This window comes from Micromonospora sp. NPDC004336, from assembly GCF_053602615.1.
In genome coordinates this window covers 1-22,470 of sequence record NZ_JBSGDY010000101.1, presented here as the reverse complement: position 1 = coordinate 22,470, position 22,470 = coordinate 1, and the positions used below count along the sequence as shown (strand labels likewise).

Sequence of the window (22,470 nt, the reverse complement as noted above, 5' to 3'; positions counted from 1 at the left end):
CCCCCCCCCCCCCCCCCCCCGCGGCGGGGGGGGGTGCGCCGCCGCGGGGGGGGCCCGCCCGCAGGGCGGCCGCGTAGGTGTAGCCCATCGCCTCCTCGTAGAGGGCCAGCGCCGACTGCAACCTGTCCATGTCCCCTCCGGCCCGTGATGGCGGACTGTGCGACGAACTGATCGAATGCTATACCTGAATCAAGTGCCTGTCAGGTGCGATGGGGGCCAGGAGCGCAACTTGCGCGATAGTCGCCGCCGAATCCACTTGAGAAAGTGATGGCAGTCCCCGGCCCGGGATGCCGACGCGCTCCGGGCCCGTCGGCTACGAAGGGATCACCGTGAGCCGTACCGTGGAATCCCCTGGCCCGGCCGCCACGTCGGCGTCGCCCACGCGGAGCCCGCTGCGCACCGCCTCCTGGGCCCAGATCCGCGAGCTGTTCGCCCTGGACCCGACCACCGTGCACCTGAACACCGGAACGGTCGGCGCGATGCCCTACGAGGTGCTGGACACCGTGGACCGGGTGACCCGGCAGTGGACCGGCGGCCTGCTCGACGTCTACCGCCCGGCGATGTTCACCGAGTACCGGGCCGCCATCGGCCGGACGTTCGGCGTGGACGAGGACGAGATGGTGATCTGCCACAACGCCACCGAGGGCGTCGCCCGGGTCATCCACGGCCTCGACCTGCGCGCGGGCGACGAGGTGGTCACGACCACCCACGAGTGCTACTCGGTGCTGTCCAACTTCAACCTGCTGCGCAACCGGTACGGCGTGGTGCTCCGGACCGTCACCCCGCCCTCCGGGCACGACGTGCGCGCCGAGGAGATCGTCGAACTGGTCGAGGCGGCGATCACGCCCCGGACCAAGGTGCTCTCGTTCGCCGCGATCACCCTCTTCACCGGGACGATGTTCCCGATCCGGCAGCTGTGCGAGCTGGCGCACCGGCACGGCCTGACCACCGTCATCGACGGCGCGCTGATCCCCGGGATGCTCGACATCGACCTGCGCGCGACCGGCGCGGACTTCATCACCTGCTCCGGGTCGAAGTTCCAGTGCGGCCCGCTCGGCACCGGCCTGATCTACGTGCGCAACAAGGTCTTCCCCGAGCACAACCCCCTGCCGCTGCCCACGTTCTGGCCGCTCATCTCGACCTGGTACCCGATGATGGGCAGCCCGCCGCCGCGCACCACCACGTCGGTGGCGAGCTACAACATGGGCGACTTCCTGCAGAGCGCCGGCAGCGCCAACCTCGCGCGCGGCGCCGCCCTGGCCCGGGCCTTCGAGCTGTGGGACGACATCGGCCGCGACCGCATCGAGGCGTACGTCATGGAACTCGCCGAGTACGCCCGCGACCGGCTCGTCGACGCCTTCGGCACCGGGGCGATGTACTCCCCCGGCGCCGACCCGCGGCTGCGCTCGCCGCTGATCGCGTTCAACCCGTTCCGGCGGCCCGAGGACGCCTGGAACATCAAGAAGTTCATCGGCTTCGTCAAGCGCCTGGAGACCGAGCACCGGATCTGGACCCGCTGGACGGAGTTCGACGTGCCCGGCTCGCCGCACCAGCACTACGCGGCGCGCATCACCACCCACCTGTTCAACGACCGGGAAGAGATCGACCACGCCGTGCGGACGATGGTCCGCCTCGCCGAGGAGATGTCTTGACGCAGGCGCGCAGTGCAACGACGACGAACGACACCCGGCGGTGGGGCACCCTGCGGCTGCTCGGGCCGGCCGCCGTCCACCAGGCGGACCCGGCGGCCGCCTGGTCGCCGGCCGAGCGCCAGTTGCTGCGGCTGTGCACCCGGCAGCTGATCAGCTACCGCCCGGCGCCCGACCCGCACGACTGGCGTGCCCTCGCTCCGGTCGCCGACCTGGCCGCCGACGTCCCGTCGACCTACAACGCCGGCCTGGGCGCCAGCCACCGCAGCTACGTGGTGCACCTGCGCCCCGGGGTGCTCTGGGACACGCCGACCCCCCGCCCGGTGACCGCCCACGACGTCGTACGCGGCTTCAAGCGGCTGGCCAACCCGCTCACCCGGCACCCCGCGCTCGCGTACTTCCGGGGCACCCTGCGGGGCATGGGCCGCTACTGCGACGAGTACGCGGCGGCGCTCGCCGGCCGGCCGGTCACCGCCGCGCTGCTCGCCGGCTTCCAGGCCGCCCACGACATCCCGGGGGTCTTCGCCGTCGACGACGAGACGGTGGTCTTCGAGCTGGACCGCCCGGCGCTGGACTTCGTCGACATGCTGGCGCTCAGCGGCGCCTCCCCGGCGCCGGCGGAGTACGACGCCCACCTGCCGGGCAGCGCCGACCTGCACGACCACCTGGTCGCCAACGGCCCGTACCGGGTCGCGTCGTGGCGCCCGGGGAGCACGATCCGGCTGGAGCCGAACCCGGCGTGGCGGGCGGAGACCGACCCGATCCGGCATCAGCGGTTCGAGGCCGTCGAGTTCCGCGTCGCGACGGACGGACCGCGCGAGCTGACCGACCGGCTCGCCGCCGACGACGCCGACCTGCCGTGGGGCGTGCCGTGCGGGCCGGTGCCCGGCCACCGGCTCGAACCGTGCCTGGTGTTCAACCTGCGCGACCCCGCCGCCCCGGCCGTCGCCGACGTCGCGGTGCGGCGGGCCGTCGCCGGCGCGGTCGACCGGGCGGCGCTGGTGCGCGTCGCCCGGGCCGCCGACCCGTGGTCCGAGGTCCGCGCCGCGCACACCGTCGTGCCGCCCGGCAACGACGGGCACCGGGAACCCGACCCGCTCGCCGACGCGGCCCCGGACGCCGACCCGCGCGAGCTGCTCGCCGCCGCGGGGCACCCGGACGGGCTCACTTTGACCGCGGTGCATCCCGACACGGCCGAGCACCTGGCGCTGGCCCGCTCGTGGGCCGCCGACCTCGGCGCCGCCGGCGTCGACGTACGGCTGGTGGCGCTCGACGACGCCAACCACCGGGCCCTGCTCGCCGGCACGGGCGACGCGCCCGCCCTGCGGTGGGACCTGGCGGTGGCCGCGTTCACCGCGCCCTGGGCCCACGGCAACGCCCGGGTGTTCCTGCAGCCGCTGGTCGGCGAGGGGCCCGGCAATCCCGGCGGCTACCGCGACGCCCGGGTCGACGAGCTGGTCGAACGCGCGCTGGACGCCGCCGACCCGCGCGAGACGGTCGCCCGCTGGCAGGAGGTGGAGCGGCTGCTGCTCGCCGACGCCGCGGTCGTACCGCTGCTGTTCCGGCGGGCCACGGACGCCGCGCCGCGCGGGCCCCGGGTGCGGCGCGCGACCGCCCTGCCGGCGCTCGCCGGCCTGCCCGACCTCGCCGACGTGCGGCTCGGGGTGGACCGGTGACCGGTGCCGACGCGGTGGTCGCCGACTACCTCGCGCTGGGGCTGCGGATGGGCCGGCTCGTCGAGGGCTACGTCGACTGCTGGTTCGGTGACCCGGCCCTGGCCGACCGGGTCGCCGCGGAGCCGGCGCCGGACCCGACGGAGCTGGCCGGGCAGGCCCGCGACCTGCTGCGCCGCCTGGCCGACGCGGACCTCGACGCGGAGCGGCGGCGGTTCCTCGCCGCGCAACTGACCGCCGTGGAGTGCGCGGCCCGGCGGGCGGCGGGCGAGCGGATCGGCTTCCTGGCCGAGGTGGGGACCTACTTCGACGTCGAGGTGGGGCTGGGCGACCCGGACCGGTACGCCGCCGCCCACGACGCCATCGACGCGTTGCTGCCGGGCGGCGGCCCGCTGATGGACCGGGTCGAGGCGTTCTATGCCCGCAACGTGGTGCCGCCCGAGCGGCTGGGCCACGCCGTGCGGGCCGTCGCCGACGCGCTGCGCGCCCGCGCCCGGCCGCTGCTCGGCCTGCCCGACGCCGAGCGGGTCGACGTCGAGGTGGTGCGCGACCGGCCGTGGAACGCGTTCAACCGGTACCACGGCGGGTTCCGCTCCACGGTGACGCTGAACGAGACGGCGGGGCGGACCATCGGGGTGCTGCCGCTGATGGCCACCCACGAGGCGTACCCGGGCCACCACACCGAGCACTGCCTCAAGGAGGCCGGCCTGGTGCGCGACCGGGGCTGGGACGAGCACCGGATCGCCCTGGTCAACACGCCGCAGTGCCTGGTGGCGGAGGGCACGGCCGAACACGCGGCGGCGGCACTGCTCGGGCCCGGCTGGGGACGGTGGACCACCGAGGTGCTGGCCGGCGAGGGGGTGCCCGTCGAGGGCGAACTCGTCGAGCGGATGGTGGGTCTGGTCAACCAGCTGATGCCGGCCCGGCAGGACGCGGCGATCCTGCTGCACGACCGGGGGGCGTCGATCGACGAGGCGGTGGAGCACCTGCACCGCTGGCTGCTGCTGCCGCGCGACCGGGCCGCGCAGATCGCCACCTTCCTGACCGATCCGCTGTGGCGGGCCTACTCGGTGACGTACATCGAGGGGGCCCGGCTGGTCGGCGGGTGGCTCGCCGCCCGGCCGGCCGGCGAGCCGCTCGTGGCGCGGTACCGCACCCTGCTGACCGAGCAACTGCTTCCCGCGCAGCTGCGCGACGGCACCGTCCCCGCGGGCCCGCCCGCGGTGCCCGCCGCCGGCTGAGCGCCCCCGCGCGGCGGGCGGGGGGCTTCACCGGGCGCGGGCGGGTCTCACCGGCTGCGGGACAGGTACGCCTCCACCGCGTCGGCGGCGCGGGCCGCGCCGCCGGCCCGGCGGACGTGGCCGCGCATGGCCGCCACCCGGGCGGTCAGCGCGGGGTCGGCCGCGACGGCCCCGACGGCGGCGAGCAGCGAGTCGCCGTCGGCCTTCTCGCCGGGCAGCACCGCGCCGAGGCCGAGCTGGTCGACGCGCCGGGCCATCGGCCGCACGTCGAAGGACTGCGGCACGACCACCAGCGGGCGACCCCAGTACAGCGCCTCCATGAGGGTGCCCATGCCGCCGTGCGTCACGCAGACCGTCGCCTGTTCGAGCACCTTGACGTGCGGCACCCAGCGGTGCGCCTCGACGTTGGGCGGCAAATCACCGAGGGCCGCCGGGTCGACCTGGCCGCCCAGCGTCATCACCACGTGCCAGGGCTGGCCGTCGAACGCCCGCGCGCAGTCGCGGAAGAACTCCGGCCGGTCGTTGAAGGTGGTGCCGAGCGAGACCAGCACCACCGGCAGGTCGCCCGCCGGGCGGGTCCACTCGCCGAGGAAACGCCGGTCGTCGAAGCACGGCCCGACGAAGACGAACCGGTCGTCGAAGGTCTCGCCCGCGATCTGGAACGCCTTCGGGACGAAGACCAGGTTGAGTTCCTCGACGTGGTTCCAGCAGTCCACGACCGACCGCGACAGGCCGTGCTCGGCGAGCAGGTCGCGCAGGGTGTCGCGGAACGCCGGCAGGTCCAGCGGGTCGATCGTGCCGGCGAGGGTGATCATGTCCCGGGAGAACGAGTAGTGCTCGTTGGACGCGAAGGCCGCGCTGAGCCGCACCGCCGGTCGCCGCCAGCGGGCGGCCAGCAACTGCCCGGCGACGAACGGGAAGTCGTCGTAGAGGACCAGGTCCGGGACGTCGTCGTCGAGCGCCGCGGCGGTGGCCCGGAGCACGGACACGTTCTCGCGCAGGTACATGAGGTGGGGGCGCACGCCGAGGTCGTCCGAGCCGAACACCTCGGCGGCGTCCGCGTCGATGATCTCCGAGCGGTAGGGCACGACGGCCGCGCCGGCGGCGCGGACCGGCTCGGCGAACCCGCCGGCGGTCACGTAGCTGACCCGGTGCCCGCGCCGGACCAGCTCGCCGACCACGGTCAGGGTGGGCAGGATCAGCCCGTGGCTGGCGACGTTGACGATCAGGAGGTGGGCCATCGTCGGCTCCGTCCGTGGTCGGGGGCGCGGCGCGCCGGCGCGGGTCAGGACATCCAGGCGTCCGGGGCGGGGCCGCCCCGGCCGGGCGGCGGGAACAGCTCGTCGAGCCGGGCGAGCTCGGCGGCCGACAGCGGCCGGCGCAGGGCCCGCAGGGCGCCGTCGAGGTGTTCGGGGGTACGCGGGCCGACGACCGCGGCGGTCACCGCCGGCCGGTGCAGCACCCAGGCCATGCCGACCTCCGCCGGGTCCCGGCCGATCTCGGCGCAGAACCGCTCGTACGCGCTCAGGGTGGCGCGGTGCCGCTCGACGGCCTCGGCGGCGCGGCCCTGCGCGGACTTGACCGCGGTGCCGTCGGCCAGCTTGCGCAGCACGCCGCCGAGCAGCCCGCCGTGCAGCGGCGACCAGACCAGCACGCCGATCCCCTCGGCGGCGGCGGCCGGCAGCACCTCCAGCTCGACGTACCGGCTGACCAGGTTGTAGACGCACTGCTCGCTGGCCAGCCCGAGCAGCCGGCGCCGGCGCGCGGCCTCCTGGGCGCTGACGAGGTCCCAGCCGGCGAAGTTGGAGGACCCGACGTAGCGGACCTTGCCCTGCCGGACGAGCTGCTCCATGGCCTGCCAGACCTCGTCCCAGCCGACCTCCCGGTCGACGTGGTGCATCTGGTAGAGGTCGATGGTGTCGGTCTGGAGCCGGCGCAGCGACGCCTCGCACGCGGCGACGACGTGCCGGGCGGAGAGCCCCCGGGCGTTTGGCCCGTCGCCCATCGGGTTGCCGACCTTGGTGGCCAGGACCACCTCGTCCCGGCGGGCCGGGTCCTTCGCCAGCCAGCGCCCGATCATCTCCTCGGTCCAGCCCCGGTGCACCCGCCAGCCGTAGATGTCGGCGGTGTCGACCAGGTTGACGCCCTGCGCGACGGCGTGGTCGAGCAGCCGGTGGGCGTCGGCCTCGTCGACCCGGCCGCCGAAGTTGACGGTCCCGATCGCGACCCGGCTCACCCGCAGGCCGGTCCGTCCCAGTCGGACATGCAGCGACGACACCCGGACCTCCCGCGCACCCGGTGCCGGACCGACGTCCGGCGACCCGTTGAAGATATACATTTCTCAACTTCGCCACCCGATCGCCCGCGAGTTCCGCAAGCGGGAAGAACGCCTGGCCGCCGATATCGACGGGGCTCCCTTGACGCCCTCTCCAGGGCGCTTGAGAATCATGTGGCAACTAGCGAGAGGGGCGTCATGATCCCGCTGTCCAAGGTCGCCATGTCCCCGGACGTCGGCGCGCGCGTCTCCGCCGTCCTGAGCAGCGGCCGGCTGGAACACGGGCCGACCGTCGCCGAGTACGAGGCCGCCGTGGGCAGCCGCATCGGCAACCCCCGGGTGGTGTCGGTCAACTGCGGCACGGCCGGGCTGCACCTCGCGCTGAGTCTCGCCGCGCGGCCGGGCGCGGACGAGGCGGAGCACGACGGCCCGGGCGAGGTGCTCAGCACCCCGCTGACCTTCGAGGGCACGAACTGGCCCATCCTCGCCAACGGGCTGCGCATCCGATGGGTGGACGTCGACCCGGCCACCCTCAACATGGACCTCGACGACCTGGCCGCGAAGATCACGCCCGCCACCCGGGCCATCGTGGTGGTGCACTGGCTCGGCTACCCGGTGGACCTCAACCGGCTGCGCGCCGTCGTGGACCGGGCCACCGCCGGGTACGCCCGCCGCCCGCTGGTCGTCGAGGACTGCGCGCAGGCGTGGGGGGCGACCTACCGGGGCGCGCCGCTGGGCACGCACGGCAACGTCTGCGTGTTCAGCACCGGCGCGATCAAGATCCTCACGACCGGCAGCGGCGGCTTCGTCGTGCTGCCCGACGACGACCTGTACGACCGGCTGCGGCTGCGCCGCTGGCTCGGCATCGAGCGGGCCTCGGACCGGATCACCGGCGACTACGACGTCGCCGAGTGGGGCTACCGGTTCATCCTCAACGAGATCGGCGGGGCGATCGGGCTGTCCAACCTGGAGCGGGTCGACGAGCTGCTGCGCCGACACCGGGAGAACGCCGGGTACTACGACAAGGAACTGGCGGGCATCGACGGCGTCGAGCACACCGAACGCGCCGACGACCGCGAGCCCGCCTTCTGGATGTACCCGTTGAAGGTCCGCGACCGCCCCGCCTTCATGCGCCGTCTGCGCGACGCCGGCATCGCCACCAGCGTGGTGTCGCGCCGCAACGACGCGCACAGCTGCGTCGCGTCGGCCCGCACCACCCTGCCCGGACTGGACCGGGTGGCGGACCGGATCGTCCACATCCCGGTGGGCTGGTGGCTCACCGAGGACGACCGGTCCCACGTCGTCGAAACGATCAAGTCCGGCTGGTGACCCCGCCGAAATCCGCGAAACAGAAGGGCTCCGACATGCGCGTGCTGTTCGTCTCCTCCCCCGGCATCGGCCACCTCTTCCCACTGATCCAGCTCGCCTGGGGCTTCCGCACCGCCGGCCACGACGTGCTGGTCGCGGTCGCCGAGCACGCCGACCGGGCCGCCGCCGCCGGCCTGGAGGTGGTCGACGTGGCGCCGGACTTCAGCGCGGTGAAGGTCTTCGAGCAGGTGGCCAAGGACAACCCGCGCTTCGCCGAGACCGTCGCCACCCGTCCCGCCATCGACCTGGAGGAGTGGGGCGTGCAGATCGCGGCGGTGAACCGCCCGCTGGTCGACGGGACCATGGCGCTGGTCGACGACTACCGCCCCGACCTGGTGGTCTACGAGCAGGGCGCCACCGTCGGGCTGCTGGCCGCCGACCGGGCCGGGGTGCCGGCCGTGCAGCGCAACCAGAGCGCCTGGCGGACCCGGGGCATGCACCGCTCCATCGCCTCGTTCCTCACCGACCTGATGGCTAAGCACCAGGTCTCGCTGCCCGAGCCGGTGGCCACCATCGAGTCGTTCCCGCCGAGCCTGCTGCTGGAGGCGGAGCCCGAGGGCTGGTTCATGCGCTGGGTGCCGTACGGCGGCGGGGCCGTCCTCGGCGACCGGCTGCCGCCCGTGCCCGCCCGACCCGAGGTGGCGATCACCATGGGCACCATCGAGCTCCAGGCGTTCGGCATCGGCGCCGTGGAGCCCATCGTCGCCGCCGCCGCCGAGGTGGACGCCGACTTCGTGCTCGCCCTCGGCGACCTCGACATCAGCCCGCTGGGCACGCTGCCGCGCAACGTCCGGGCGGTCGGCTGGACGCCGCTGCACACGCTGCTGCGCACCTGCACCGCGGTGGTGCACCACGGTGGGGGCGGCACGGTGATGACCGCGATCGACGCCGGCATCCCGCAGCTACTCGCCCCGGACCCGCGCGACCAGTTCCAGCACACCGCCCGGGAGGCGGTCAGCCGCCGCGGCATCGGCCTGGTCAGCACCTCGGACAAGGTCGACGCGGACCTGCTGCGCCGGCTGGTCGCGGACGAGTCGCTGCGCGCCGCCGCCCGGGAGGTGCGCGAGGAGATGGTCGCGCTGCCCACGCCCGCCGAGACGGTACGGCGCATCGTCGAGCGCGTCTCGGCCTGATCCGGGTCGCGCCGTCCGCCGCCGGAGGCCACGAGACCGGCGGCGGGCGGGGCGACGAGCCACTGGAAGGGGCACCTCGTGCTGGTCGATGCCGTGACCGCGTTCGATCCCACCGACGCCGACGTCCGGCGTGACCCGTACCCGTCCTACCACTGGCTGCTGCGGCACGACCCGGTGCACCGGGGCGCCCACGGGGTCTGGTACGTCTCCCGCTTCGCCGACGTGCGCGGCGTGCTCGGCGACGAGCGCTTCGCCCGGACCGGCATCCGGCGGTTCTGGACCGACCTCGTCGGGCCCGGGCTGCTCGCCGAGATCGTCGGCGACATCATCCTGTTCCAGGACGAGCCCGACCACGGCCGGCTGCGCGGCGTCGTCGGCCCGGCCTTCTCCCCGTCCGCGCTGCGCCGGCTGGAACCGGTGATCGCCGGCACCGTCGACGAGCTGCTGCGTCCCGTCCTGGCCAGGGGCGCGGCGGACGTCGTCGACGACCTGGCGTACCCGCTGGCGCTGCGCGCGGTGCTCGAGCTGCTCGGTCTGCCCGCCGCCGACTGGCGGCCGGTCGGGCGCTGGTCGCGCGACGTGGGGCGGACCCTGGACCGGGGCGCCAGCGCCGAGGACATGCACCGTGGCCACGCCGCGATCGCCGAGTTCGCCGACTACGTGGAGCGGGCCATGGCGAGGCGGCGGCGCGAGGGCGGCGAGGACCTGCTGGCGCTGATGCTCGCCGCCCACGACCGGGGCCTGGTGAGCCGCAACGAGATCGTCAGCACGGTGGTCACGTTCATCTTCACCGGCCACGAGACGGTGGCCAGCCAGGTGGGCAACGCCCTGCTGAGCCTGCTGGACCACCCCGACCAGCTCGACCTGCTCCGGCGCCGACCGGACCTGCTGGCCCGGGCCGTCGAGGAGTGCCTGCGCTACGACCCGTCGGTGCAGTCCAACACCCGGCAGCTCGACGTCGACGTGGAGCTGCACGGTCGGTGGCTGCGCCGCGACGACGTCGTGGTCGTCCTTGCCGGCGCGGCGAACCGCGACCCGGGGCGGTACGACCGGCCCGACGAGTTCGACGTCCGGCGGGACCCGGTCCCCTCGATGTCCTTCGGCGCCGGGATGCGCTACTGCCTCGGTTCCTACCTGGCCCGCGCGCAGCTGCGCGCCGCGCTGGGCGCCCTGGTCCGGCTGCCGGGCCTGCGCCTGGCGTGCGACCGGGACGGGCTGACCTACCAGCCGCGCACCATGTTCCGGGGCCTGGCCAGCCTGCCGATCGCGTTCACCCCGGACGCCTGAGCGCCGCGCCGAACCCCGCCCGAGCAGGAGGAATTGTCGACCATGAGCCATCCCGAACCCGAGTACGACGTGATCGTCGTCGGCGGCGGCCCGGCCGGATCGAGCACGGCCGGCCTGCTCGCCCAGGAGGGCCACCGCGTCCTGCTGCTGGAGCGCGAGAAGTTCCCCCGCTACCACATCGGCGAGTCCCTGATCAGCGGCGTGACCCTCACCCTGGACGCGCTCGGCGTGCGCGAGCGGATGGCGGAGCTGCGCTTCCAGATCAAGCACGGCGGCAGCCTGCTGTGGGGGGCCGACCAGACCGCCCCGTGGTCGTTCCGGTTCCGGGAGATCCGCGACGCCCGGTTCGACTACTCGTGGCAGGTCCGGCGGGCCGAGTTCGACGCGATGCTGCTGGACCGGGCGCGGGAACTGGGCGTGGTGGTGGTCGAGGGGGCCACCGTCCGGGGGCCGCTGACCGACGGCGACCGGATCGCGGGCGTCAGCTACCAGTTCCGGGGCGAGGCCGACCCGATCGACGCCCGCGCCGCGATCGTGGTCGACGCGTCCGGGCAGCAGCGCTGGCTCGGCCGGCACTTCGGGCTGGTCTCCTGGCACGACGACCTGCGCAACATGGCGACGTGGAGCTACTACGCCGGGGCGCTGCGCTACCCCGGTGACCACGAGGGCGACCTGCTCGTCGAGAGCCGCTCCCACGGCTGGCTCTGGTACGCGCCGCTGAGCCCCACCCTGACCGGGATCGGGTACGTCACCCCGTCGGACCGGTTCGCCGAGTCCGGCCTGCCCCCGGAGCAGTTGCTGGAGAAACAGATCGCGGAGTCGAACGAGGTCTCGTGGCTCACCAGCGGCGCGCGGCGGGTCGACGTCTACCGCACCGCGCGGGACTGGTCGTACGCGTGCAGCCAGTTCTCCGGGCCGGGCTGGGTGCTGGTCGGCGACGCCGCCGCCTTCATCGACCCGCTGCTGTCCTCCGGCGTGTCGCTGGCGATGCGCGGTGCGCTCAGCCTGTCCCGGGCGGTGCACGAGGCGCTGGCCGCGCCGGAGAAGGAGCGCCACCTCATGCAGGTGTACGAGGACCGCTACCGGGAGTTCCTCGGTGCCCTGATCGACCTGATCCGGTTCTTCTACGACGGCGCGCACGGCCGCGACGAGCTGCACCTGCGCGCCCAGGCCATCGTGGACCCGGACCGGCTGATGCCGCCGAAGATCTCGTTCGTCTCCCTGCTGTCCGGGCTGGCGCGGGGCGACGAGACCCTCGACACCGCCCCTCGGGCGGCCATTGACCGCCCGTCAGGCGCTATATAATCTTAAAGCGAAATGCCTCGATCAAGTCGACCGCCGAGGAGAGAAGCCGATGCGCACCGCCGGAACGTACATCCGTGGGATCGGGGCCTACCTTCCTGAGACCGTCACCGTCGAGGAGGCCGTCGCCCAGGGCCTCTATCCGCAGGAGGACATCGAGACGCACGGGCTGGGCGGCGCGGCCATCGCCGGCGAGACGCCCGCCCCGGACATGGCGCTGCGCGCGGCCCAGGACGCCCTCAAGGAGAGCGAGCTGGGCCGCGGCGACATCGACCTGCTGCTCTACGCGGCCGCCTGGCACCAGGGCCCCGAGGGCTGGCTGGCGCACTCCTACATCCAGCACTACCTGCTCGGCGGGGTGCCCCGGGCCACCGAGATCCGGCAGGGCTGCAACGGCATGTTCACCATGCTCGAACTCGCGGCCAGCTACCTGAAGGCCGTGCCGGAACGCAAGGCGGCCATGCTCGTCGCCGCCGACAACTACGGCACCCCGCTGCTGGACCGCTGGCGCACCAACCTCGGCTTCATCCTCGGCGACGCCGCCTCCGCGGTGGTGCTGAGCACCGAGAGCGGCTTCGTCGAGCTGCTGTCGGTCTGCTCCATCACCGTGCCGGAGGCCGAGGAGGTGCACCGCGGCGGCGAGCCGATGTTCCCGCCCGGCGCGACGCTCGCCAAGGAACTCGACTTCGGCGCCCGGCTCTTCTACCACATCACCGAGCAGACGCCCGTGCTCGCCGTGCTCGGCGAGGCGCAGGAGACCATGACCACCGTCGCCGAGCAGGCGCTCGCCGAGGCCGGCATCGGCACGGCCGACCTCGCCAAGGTCTCCTTCATGAACTACTCCCGCGAGGTCGTCGAGCAGCGCTGCATGGCGCCCCTGGGGCTGGGGATGGAGAAGTCCACCTGGGACTTCGGGCGCATGATCGGCCACTGCGGGGCCAGCGACCACCTGCTCGCCCTGCACCACTCGCTGCGCGCCGGCGAGGTCGCCGCCGGCGACCACGTGCTCTGGCTCGCGATGGGCCCCGGCGTGGAGTTCACCGCCGCCGTCCTGCGCGTCATGGACAACCCCTACGTCGACCGCTGACCGACCCGCCCGCGCCGCGAACCGACAAACGGAGGTACGACGATGACCCGGGACGATCCCGCCGACCGCCCGTACCAGGTGGCCGTCATCGGCATCGGCTGCCGGCTGCCCGGCGACGTCGACACCCCGGACGCCCTCTGGGAGCTGCTGCTCAAGGGCGGCCAGACCGCCGGGGAGATCCCCGCGCAGCGCTGGCGCGCCTACCGCGAGCGCGGTCCCGAGTACGAGGCGGTGCTGCGCGACACCGTCACCGCCGGCAGCTACCTGCGCGACGTGGCGGGCTTCGACGCCGAGTTCTTCGGCCTCTCGCCCCGCGAGGCCGCCGAGATGGACCCGCAGCAGCGGATCCTGCTGGAGGTCGGCTGGGAGGCCCTGGAGCACGCCGGCGTACCGCCCACCGGGCTGGCCGGCACCGACACCGGGGTCTTCGTCGGGGTCAGCACCACCGACTACGGCGACCGGCTGATGGAGGACCTGCCGACGGTCGAGGCGTACACCGGCATCGGGGCGGCCACCTGCGCCCTGGCCAACCGCATCTCCTACGCGCTGGACCTGCGCGGGCCGAGCGTCGCCGTCGACACCGCCTGCTCGGCCTCCCTGGTCGCGGTGCACCTGGCCTGCCAGAGCCTGCTGCTGCGGGAGAGCACGGTGGCCCTGGCCGGCGGCGTGAACCTCGTGCTCAGCCCGGGCCAGAACGCCTCCCTCCAGGCCGCCGGCACCCTCGCGCCGGACGGCGTCAGCAAGTCCTTCGACCGCGACGCCGACGGGTACGGCCGCGGCGAGGGGTGCGGCGTGCTGGTGCTCAAGCGGCTCGACGACGCCGACCGCGACGGCGACCGGATCCTCGCGGTGATCCGCGGCAGCGCCGTCAACCAGGACGGGCACACCGACGGCATCATGGCCCCGTCCGGCCCCGCCCAGCAGCACGTCGTGCGGCGGGCCTGCGAGCGGGCCGGCGTCGCCCCGGCCAGCGTCGACTACGTGGAGGCGCACGGCACCGGCACCCAGCTCGGCGACCCCGTCGAGGCGACCGCGCTCGCCGCCGTCTACGGCCCCGGCCGCCCCGGGGACCGGCCCTGCCTGATCGGCTCGATCAAGTCCAACGTGGGGCACCTGGAGGGCGCCGCCGGGGTCGCCGGGCTGATGAAGGCGATCCTCGCGCTGCACCGGGGCCAGATCCCGGGCACCCCGCTGCGCGGCCGGGCGATCGACGCCGTCGCCGACGGCACCGGGCTGCGCCTGGTGACCGGCACGCAGCCCTGGCCCCGGCGCGACGGCCCACGCCGGGCCGCCGTCTCCGGGTTCGGCTACGGCGGCACGATCGCCCACGTCGTACTGGAGGAGGCGCCGGCGCCCGCCGACGCCGGGGCGCCCGCCACCGACGACGACGCCCGCCCGCTGTTCCCGCTCTCGGCCCGCTCGGACGCCGCCCTGCGCCAGCAGGCCGCCCGGCTCGCCGACCGCCTCGCCGGCGACGACCCGCCGGAGCTGGCCGACGTCGGCCACACCCTCGCCCGCCGCCGGGCCCACCTGACCCACCGGGCCGTGGTCGCCGGCCGGGACCGCGACGAGGTCGTCGCCGCCCTGCGGCGGCTCGCCGCCGGCCAGCCGGACCCCGCCACGGTCTCGGGCGTCGCGCCGGCCGGCCGGACCGCCCACCCCGTCTGGGTCTTCTCCGGGCACGGCTCGCACTGGGCCGGCATGGGCCGGGACCTGCTCGCCCACGAACCCGCCTTCGCCGCCGCGATCGACGAGATCGAACCGGTCGTCGCCGAGGAGGCCGGCTTCTCGCTGCGGCAGGCGCTCGCCGACGCGGAGCTGACCGGGGTGGACCGCGTCCAGACGCTGACCTTCGCCATGCACGTCGGCCTCGCCGCCCTCTGGCGCTCGTACGGGGTCCGCCCGGCGGCCGTCATCGGCCACTCGGTCGGCGAGGTGGCCGCCGCCGTGACCGCGGGGGTGCTGACCCCGGCCGACGGCGCCCGGCTGATCTGCCGCCGGTCGGCCCTGCTGCGGCGGGCCGCCGGCCGGGGCGCGATGGCGATGGTCACCCTGCCCTTCGCCGAGGTCGCCGAGCGGCTCGCCGGCCGCGCCGACCTGGTCGCGGCGATCGCCTCCGCCCCTGCCTCCACCGTCGTCTCCGGCGACGTCGCCGCCGTGGACGCGGTCATCGAGCAGTGGCCGGCGGACCGGATCGCGGTGCGCCGGGTGCAGTCCGACGTGGCCTTCCACAGCCCGCACATGGACGCCCTCACCGACGAGCTGCGGGCTGCGGCGGCCGACCTGGGTGTCTCGGCGGCGACCGTGCCGATGTACTCGACGGTGCTCGACGACCCGCGCGCCGCGGCCGGGTGCGACGGGGAGTACTGGGCGGCGAACCTGCGCCGGCCCGTCCGCCTGGTCGACGCCGTCGAGGCGGCCCTGGCCGACGGGCACCGCACCTTCGTCGAGGTCTCCGCCCACCCGGTGGTCGCCCACTCGCTGCGGGAGACCCTCGACCACGCCGGCATCGAGGACGGGCACGTCGGCACTACGCTGCGCCGGCACGTCCCCGGGCACCGCGCGGCCCTCGCCGCCGTCGCCGAGGCGCACTGCCACGGCGTCGAGGTCGACTGGGCCCGGCTGCGGCCCGCCGGCCGGCTGACCGACCTGCCCCGGTACGCCTGGCGGCACCAGGAGCTGTGGCGCGAGCCCGCCGCGCCGGTGGCCGCCGGCGGGCACGACATCGGCTCGCACACCCTGCTCGGCGCGGCCACCGCCGTCGCCGGCAGCGAGCTGCGGCTGTGGCACACGGTGCTCAGCGACGCCAGCCGCCCGTACCCGGGCAGCCACACGGTCCAGGGCGCGGAGCTCGTGCCGGCGGCGGTGCTCGCCGCCACGTTCCTGGCCGCCGGCGCCCGCGACGGCACGCCGGTCGCGCTGCACGACCTGTCGATGCGGGTGCCGCTGGCCACGGCCGGGCGGCAGGAGATCCAGGTGGTGGACGACGGCGGGCGGCTGCTGCTCGCCTCCCGGCCGGCCGGCGTGGCGGACGCGCCCTGGTTGACCCACGCCACCGCCCGCGTCGCGCCCGACGCGTCCGAGCCGCCACCGGCGCGGGGCGCCGACGCCCGGGGGCCGGGCGGAGTGGTCGCCGACCCCGGCCTCGTGCGGGACCGGCTGGCCCGCGTCGGCGTCCCCGACACGGGTTTCCCGTGGCGGGTCGACCGCCTCACCACCGGCAACGGCGGGCTGCGGGCCCGGGTCCGCTTCCCGGAGCCCGCCGAGGACTGGGCGGCCGTCATCGACGCCGCGGTGTCGATCGCGCCGGCCGCGTTCCCCGGTGAGCCCCGCCTGCGCCTGGTCGACGGGATCGAGCGGATCCGGACGGCCGGCGTCCCGCCGACCGTCGCCCTCGTCGACGTCGTGCGGGACGACGCGCGCGAGGACACCGTCGACGTGACGGTCTCCGCGCCGGACGGCACGGTGGCCGCCCGGCTCACCGGCCTGCGCTATCCCGTGGTGCCGGACGCCCCCGCCGCCGACACCGACGGGGCGGGCCCGGCCCGGCGGTCCCTGGCCGACCTCGACCCGGAGGAGCTGCGCGCGCGCCTGGTCGAGGAGGTCCGGGCGCTCGTCGCCGCCGAGATGAAGCTGGCCGCCGAGGCCCTCGACCCGCGCCTGCCGCTGGTGCAGCAGGGCATGGACTCGGTGATGACGGTCATCGTGCGCCGGCGGCTGGAGAAGACCTACCGCCAGGTGCTGCCCGCCTCGCTGTTCTGGCAGCAGCCCACCGTCACGGCGATCGCGGTGCACCTGGCCGAGCTGATCGCCGCCCCGGCGCCCGACGGGGCCGTCGCCGACGCCGTGGCCCGCTGACCCACCGGACGCGCCGACCCGGAGGAGCGCATGGAACTCACCACGACCGCCGCCCGGCCCGGGCTGCGGCACCGGATGCAACAGCTGATCTACGGGTTCTTCACGGCACAGACGCTGCACGTGGCGGTCCGGCTGCGGATACCGGACCTGCTCGCCGACGGCCCGCGGGACGTCGGCGAGCTCGCGGCGGCGACCGGGGCGCACGCCCCGTCGCTGCGCCGGCTGCTGCGGGCGCTGGTCCACCTGGAGGTGCTCGACGAGCCCTCGCCGGGCGCCTTCGTCCTCACCGAGCAGGGCGAGGTGCTGCGCGCGGACGTGACGGGGTCGATGCGGGAGCTGGTGCTGCTGCTCTCCGGCCCGGAGAGCTGGGCGGCGTGGGGGCAGCTCGAGCACAGCGTACGCACCGGCGAGGTGGCCTGGGACCACGTGCACGGGCGGAGCTGCTTCGACCACCTGATGGCCGATCCGGGCCGGCAGGCGGCGTTCAACGCGGCCATGGCCGAGGGCTCGCGGGCGTTCGTGCCCACCCTGCTGTCGGCGTACGACTTCGGCGACCTTGACACGGTGGTGGACGTGGGCGGCGGCAGCGGGGCCCTGCTCGCCGGGGTGCTCGTGGCGCACCCGCACCTGCGCGGCACCGTCCTCGACACCCCGGACGGCGTGGCCGACGCCGCGCGTACCGTCGCCGAGCAGGGCGTGGCCGACCGGTGCCGGGTGGAGGCCGGTGACTTCTTCGCGTCGGTGCCGCCCGGCGCGGACGCCTACGTGCTCAAGAGCGTGCTGCACGACTGGGACGACGAGCAGTGCCTGCGGATCCTGCGGACCGTCCGCCGGGCGGCCCGACCCGACAGCCGGCTGCTGCTGGTCGAGTCGCTGATGCCCGCGACCGTCACGGCGGCGCCGAGCGTCGCCCAGGTGGTCATGAACGACCTCAACATGATGGTCTGCCACGGCGGCCGGGAGCGCACCGTCGCGGAGTTCCGCGAGCTGCTGCGGGCGGCGGGTTTCCGGCTGGAGTCCGTCACGCCCTGCCCGGCGCCGAGCGTGGTCGGCATCGTGGAGGCGATGCCGGCCCCGGCCACGGCGGACGGGAGCTGAGGCGATGACCCGCACCGGCGACCTCGACGCCGCCCGGCCCGCGCCGGAGGCGGAGCCGCGCGACATGGTCCGCATTCCGGGCGGCACGTTCCGGCAGGGCTCGCCCGAGCGGACCCTGGACTGGCTGGAGAGCGAGGGTCAGGCGTTCCCCCGGGACTGGTTCACCGACGAGACGCCGCAGGTGCCGGTCACGCTGCCCGACTACCTCATCGACCGGTATCCGGTGACCGTCGCCAGGTTCGCCGACTTCGTGTCCCGCACCGGCTACGTGACGTCGGCCGAGCGGGCCGGCGGCAGCATGGTCTACGGGGAGTACTGGGAGATCCGCGAGGGCGCCTGCTGGCACCGCCCGGCCGGGTACGGCAGCGGCGTCCGCAACCGCGACGACCACCCGGTGGTGCACATCTCCTACCCGGACGCCGAGGCGTACGCGAGCTGGGCCGGCCTGCGGCTGCCCACCGAGTCGGAGTGGGAGCGGGCCGCCACCGGCCCGTCGTACCGGCTCTGGCCCTGGGGCGACACCTGGGACAGCGGCAACGCAAACACCGCCGAGCACACCGCCGGGGCGCTCGGCGACCTCGACGCCTGGCGACGGTGGTGGGGGGCGATCCACGCCACGCAGGGGCCGGTGCCGCAGACCACCCCGGTCGGCGCGTTCTCCCCCCGCGGCGACAGCGTCGACGGGTGCGCCGACATGACCGGCAACGTGTACGAGTGGACGTCCACGCTGGCGCACCTGTACTCGCCGACCACCCGGTGCGACCCGACGATCCACCTGGTGATGGGGCGGTTCCGGGTGATCCGGGGCGGGTCCTGGATGAACTTCCGCTACCAGGTGCGGTGCGCGGAACGGCTGTACGGGGACCCGACCGGCTGGTCCAACTTCGCCCTCGGCTTCCGCTGCGCGCGCGACGCCACGACGGTCCCCGACACCGACGACAACGGGAGGTAGCGATGGTCACGGTGCTGCTGTCGGCCGGCTGGGCCCACCGGGGCCAGAAGAGCTTCGAGTGCCACGAGGGCACCGTGCGGGACGTTATCAAGGAGTTCGTCGAGACGTACCCCGCCTACCGCCGCCGGCTGCTCGACGACACGGGCGAGCCCCTGACCTACTACAACGTCTACCTCGACGGGGACCTCGTCGAGAACGCCGACCGGTCCCGGGTGACCGCCGGATCCGACAGCACGGTCGCCATCATCCCGCCGCTGGCCGGGGGCTGACCCCACCGGCCGGGCGCCCGGGTTCCGATCCGGGGCGGCGTCCGGCCACCGGCGTCCCGCCGCGCGCGTCCCGCATCCGGAGGAACCATGCTCCTGCCGCACACCGACGCCCGACCCGGTCCCGGGTGGGCCGCCCGCGACCCCCTGGCGCTCCGGCTGGCCCGGTCGGCCGCCCACCGCCCCCGCCCGGCCGCCGAGCTGGCGGCCTGGCTCGCGCAGCGACAGCGGGCCAACCCGTTCGAGGTCACCGAGGTGCCCTTCGCCGAGCTGACCGGGTGGCGCTTCGCGCCGGACTCCGGCGACCTCGTGCACGAGACCGGGCGGTTCTTCAGCGTGGAGGGCCTGCACGTCCGGACCGACCGGGGGCCGGTCGCCGAGTGGTGGCAGCCGATCATCCACCAGCCCGACCGGGCGATCCTCGGCATCCTGGCCCGGGAGATCGACGGCGTCCTGCACTTCCTCATGCAGGCCAAGATGGAGCCGGGAAACGTCAACGGCGTCCAGTTCTCCCCCACCGTGCAGTCCACCCCGAGCAACTACCAGCGGACGCACCGCGGCGCGCGGTCACGCTACGTGGAGTACTTCCTGGAGCCGGGGCGCGGCCGGGTGCTGGTGGACGTGCTCCAGTCGGAGCAGGGCTCCTGGTTCCGGGGCAAGCGCAACCGCAACATCGTCGTCGAGGTCACCGACGAGGTGGAGCCGCACGAGGACTTCGTGTGGCTGACCCTTGGCCAGATCCACGACCTGCTGCACCGCCCGAACCTGGTCAACATGGACGCCCGTACGGTGCTGTCCTGCCTGCCCGGCCACGCGGTGGCCCCCGACCCCGCCGCCGGGACGATCGGCGCGGCGGTGGCGCACTCCTCGCTGACCGACGACGGCGCGTGGCAACCGCTGCTCGGGGTCCGCAACTGGCTGACCGCCAACAAGGCCGGGCCCACGTTGGCGACCCGGCGGGTGCCGCTGCGCGACGTGCGGGACTGGCAGCGCGCCGACGACGAGATCCGCCACCGCTCGGGCCGGTTCTTCCGGATCGTCGGCCGGCGGGTGCGGGCCAGCAACCGCGAGGTGGCCCAGTGGTGTCAGCCGCTGCTGGCGCCGTGCGGGACGGGCCTGGTGGCGTTCGTCGTACGGCGCATCGACGGCGTGCTGCACGTGCTGGCCCACGCCGACCTGCGGCCGGGCTACCGGGACACCGTCGAGCTGGGCCCGACCGTGCAGTGCACCCCGGACAACTTCGCCGGAGCGGCCCGGTCCGGCCGTCCCGAGTACCTCGACCTGGTGCTCTCCGACGAGGTGCGCGCGCACTACGACGTGCTCCAGTCCGAGGAGGGCGGGCGGTTCCACCACGCGGTGACCCGGCACCTGGTGGTGGAGGTCGGCGCGGACTTCCCCACCACGACGCCGCCGGACTACACCTGGCTGACGCTGCGTCAACTGACCGCCATGGCGGCCTTCAGCTACCAGGTCAACATCGAGGCCCGCAGCCTCCTGCTCTGCCTGCGAGCGCTGCGATGACCGGGGACGCGGCCGGGATCGGCGCCTTCCCGCTGCCGCGCCGCTGCCCGTTCAGCCCCCCGGCGGAGTACGCCCGGCTGCGGGCCGGACAGCCGGTCGCCCGGCTGCCCATGCTCGGCGGCGGCACGGCGTGGGTGGTGACCCGGCACGCCGACGTGCGGCGGGTGCTGAGCGACCCGCGGATGAGCGCCGACCGCCGCCGCGCCGGTTTCCCACGGTTCGCGCCGACCACCGAGGACCAGCGGCAGGCGTCGTTCGAGAACTTCCGTCCCCCGCTGAACTGGATGGACCCGCCGGAGCACACCGCCGCCCGCCGCCAGATCGTCGACGAGTTCGGCGTCGGGCGGGTGCGGCAGTTGCGGCCGATGGTCGAACGGCTGGTGGACGCGCACCTCGACGCGATGACGGCGGGACGGTCGAGCGCCGACCTGGTGCCGGCGTTCAGCTACCCGGTGCCGTCGCAGGTGATCTGCGAGGTGCTCGGCGTGCCGTACGCCGAGCACGACTTCTTCGAACGCCGCTCGACCCGCATGTTCAGCCGGGGCGCGCCAGCGGACGAGCGGGCCCGGTGCGCCCGGGAGATCCGCGACTTCCTCGACGGCGTGGTCACCGACAAGGAGCACCGCCCCGGCGACGACGTGCTCAGCCGGCTGCTCGCCCGGCAACGGGCCGCCGGCGCGCCCGACCACGAGGCCGTGGTGAGCATGGCCTTCGTGCTGCTGGTCGCCGGGCACGTCACGACGTCGAACATGATCTCGCTGAGCGTCCTGGCGCTGCTGGCCCACCCGGAGCGGCTCGCCCGCCTGCGCGCGGAGCCGGCGAGGTATCCGGCCGCCGTGGACGAGCTGCTGCGGTACTTCACCGTGGTCGAGGCGGCGACCGCGCGCACCGCCACCGCCGACGTCGAGATCGGCGGCGTCACCATCCGGGCCGGGGAGGGGGTGGTGGCGCTGGGCCAGGCGGCCAACCGGGACCCGGCCGCGTTCGACCGGCCGGACGAGTTCGACCCCGACCGCGACGCCCGGCACCACCTGGCCTTCGGCTACGGGCGGCACATCTGCCCCGGCCAGCACCTGGCCCGACTGGAGCTGGAGGTCGCGTTGAGCAGGCTGTTCGCGCGGCTGCCCGGGCTGCGTCTCGCCGTCGAGGTCGACGACGTGCCGCTGAAGGAGGACGGCAACATCTTCGGCCTGTACGCGCTGCCGGTGGCCTGGTGAGCCGGGGCGAGCGCGGCCGGATCGCGGTGGCGCGCCCCGGTGAGCCCGGCCGGGGCTCACCGCCGCTGGGAGATCACCTTCGTCCACGCCTGGCTGATCCGCTCGGCGGACTCCGCGGCGGCGGCCATCTGTTCGGGGCCCGCCGAGGCGATCCAGTCGACGGCCCGCCCCTGCGGCAGGTCGCCGGCGAGGTAGTCGCCGAGCGCGACCAGGCCCATCTCCCAGCCGGCGCCGATGCCCCACGCCGTCGGAGCCGCGTTGGGAATGATCTCGGCCGGCACCGGGGCGTGCTCCAGCTCCAGGACCGTGGCCTCGCCCGCCGGGGTGAGCCGCAGCTCGACCTCGCTGCTGCCGCCGCCCGACTCCCAGGTCAGGCCGATGGTGCTCGGGCGCTCGCAGCGCAGGATCTCGCCGCTGGCGTTGCCCTCCAGCTGGAAGCGCCCGCCGACTTCCGGCCCAGCGTCCGGATGATCCGCCACCCACCGGCGTACGTGCCGGCGGCCAGCACGGCCGCCGAGGTCCAGAACGCCCACTCGGGGATGA

Annotated in this window: 16 protein-coding genes and 1 pseudogene; 14 read left to right on the top strand and 3 right to left on the bottom strand. The window is 74.8% G+C overall.

Features of this window, described 5'->3' with window-relative positions; all coding sequences use genetic code 11:
- The first annotated feature begins 287 nt into the window (after positions 1-287).
- The 3 genes from ACWENR_RS20115 to ACWENR_RS20105 are packed head-to-tail and all read left to right on the top strand — an operon-like array spanning position 288 to position 4,563.
- Positions 288-1,652, top strand: a complete 1,365-nt coding sequence (locus tag ACWENR_RS20115; protein WP_452278504.1) for an aminotransferase class V-fold PLP-dependent enzyme — start codon at positions 288-290, stop codon at positions 1,650-1,652.
- A complete protein-coding gene (locus tag ACWENR_RS20110; protein WP_452278503.1) occupies positions 1,649-3,325 on the top strand; it encodes an ABC transporter substrate-binding protein in 1,677 nt (558 codons plus the stop codon). The genes ACWENR_RS20115 and ACWENR_RS20110 overlap by 4 nt, the downstream gene beginning before the upstream one ends.
- Positions 3,322-4,563: a DUF885 domain-containing protein gene (locus ACWENR_RS20105; RefSeq protein ID WP_452278502.1), complete on the top strand. Its 1,242-nt coding sequence runs from the start codon at positions 3,322-3,324 to the stop codon at positions 4,561-4,563. The genes ACWENR_RS20110 and ACWENR_RS20105 overlap by 4 nt, the downstream gene beginning before the upstream one ends.
- A gap of 47 nt (positions 4,564-4,610) precedes the next feature.
- On the opposite strand, the gene ACWENR_RS20100 is transcribed toward ACWENR_RS20105, so the two are convergent.
- A complete protein-coding gene (locus ACWENR_RS20100) occupies positions 4,611-5,804 on the bottom strand; it encodes a macrolide family glycosyltransferase (protein WP_452278501.1) in 1,194 nt (397 codons plus the stop codon).
- A 44-nt stretch (positions 5,805-5,848) separates the two neighbouring features.
- The gene (locus tag ACWENR_RS20095) at positions 5,849-6,901 is read right to left on the bottom strand and encodes an aldo/keto reductase (RefSeq protein WP_452278500.1); all 1,053 of its coding nucleotides are present in this window, start codon (positions 6,899-6,901) and stop codon (positions 5,849-5,851) included.
- Between the two features lie 135 nt (positions 6,902-7,036).
- Between ACWENR_RS20095 and ACWENR_RS20090 the strand changes: the two genes are divergently transcribed.
- The 11 genes from ACWENR_RS20090 to ACWENR_RS20040 all read left to right on the top strand — a co-directional run bounded on the left by ACWENR_RS20090 (position 7,037) and on the right by ACWENR_RS20040 (position 21,927).
- The gene (locus ACWENR_RS20090) at positions 7,037-8,167 is read left to right on the top strand and encodes a DegT/DnrJ/EryC1/StrS family aminotransferase (RefSeq protein ID WP_452278499.1); all 1,131 of its coding nucleotides are present in this window, start codon (positions 7,037-7,039) and stop codon (positions 8,165-8,167) included.
- 35 nt (positions 8,168-8,202) lie between these two features.
- Positions 8,203-9,339: a nucleotide disphospho-sugar-binding domain-containing protein gene (locus ACWENR_RS20085; RefSeq protein ID WP_452278498.1), complete on the top strand. Its 1,137-nt coding sequence runs from the start codon at positions 8,203-8,205 to the stop codon at positions 9,337-9,339.
- Positions 9,340-9,417: 78 nt separating this feature from the next.
- The gene (locus tag ACWENR_RS20080; protein ID WP_452278497.1) at positions 9,418-10,626 is read left to right on the top strand and encodes a cytochrome P450; all 1,209 of its coding nucleotides are present in this window, start codon (positions 9,418-9,420) and stop codon (positions 10,624-10,626) included.
- 42 nt (positions 10,627-10,668) lie between these two features.
- Positions 10,669-11,931, top strand: coding sequence for an NAD(P)/FAD-dependent oxidoreductase (locus ACWENR_RS20075; RefSeq protein WP_452278496.1), 1,263 nt, complete (start codon positions 10,669-10,671; stop codon positions 11,929-11,931).
- Between the two features lie 49 nt (positions 11,932-11,980).
- Positions 11,981-13,015, top strand: coding sequence for a ketoacyl-ACP synthase III family protein (locus ACWENR_RS20070; protein ID WP_452278495.1), 1,035 nt, complete (start codon positions 11,981-11,983; stop codon positions 13,013-13,015).
- A 42-nt stretch (positions 13,016-13,057) separates the two neighbouring features.
- Positions 13,058-16,873: a type I polyketide synthase gene (locus ACWENR_RS20065; RefSeq protein WP_452278494.1), complete on the top strand. Its 3,816-nt coding sequence runs from the start codon at positions 13,058-13,060 to the stop codon at positions 16,871-16,873.
- Positions 16,874-16,903: 30 nt separating this feature from the next.
- Complete coding sequence (locus tag ACWENR_RS20060) at positions 16,904-17,971, top strand: methyltransferase (protein ID WP_452278493.1); 1,068 nt, start codon at positions 16,904-16,906, stop codon at positions 17,969-17,971.
- A gap of 4 nt (positions 17,972-17,975) precedes the next feature.
- Positions 17,976-18,923 carry a formylglycine-generating enzyme family protein gene (locus tag ACWENR_RS20055; protein WP_452278492.1) on the top strand — a complete coding sequence of 316 codons (948 nt, stop codon included), beginning with the start codon at positions 17,976-17,978 and terminating at the stop codon, positions 18,921-18,923.
- 2 nt (positions 18,924-18,925) lie between these two features.
- Entirely contained in the window at positions 18,926-19,192 is a 267-nt protein-coding gene (locus ACWENR_RS20050; protein ID WP_452278491.1) for a MoaD/ThiS family protein, read from the top strand.
- Positions 19,193-19,279: 87 nt separating this feature from the next.
- Complete coding sequence (locus ACWENR_RS20045; RefSeq protein WP_452278490.1) at positions 19,280-20,710, top strand: NDP-hexose 2,3-dehydratase family protein; 1,431 nt, start codon at positions 19,280-19,282, stop codon at positions 20,708-20,710.
- Positions 20,707-21,927, top strand: coding sequence for a cytochrome P450 (locus ACWENR_RS20040; RefSeq protein WP_452278489.1), 1,221 nt, complete (start codon positions 20,707-20,709; stop codon positions 21,925-21,927). The genes ACWENR_RS20045 and ACWENR_RS20040 overlap by 4 nt, the downstream gene beginning before the upstream one ends.
- Before the next feature lie 56 nt (positions 21,928-21,983).
- Here ACWENR_RS20040 and ACWENR_RS20035 read toward each other — a convergent pair.
- Positions 21,984-22,412: pseudogene (locus ACWENR_RS20035) on the bottom strand (SRPBCC domain-containing protein); the annotation flags it as partial.
- Positions 22,413-22,470: the final 58 nt, after the last annotated feature.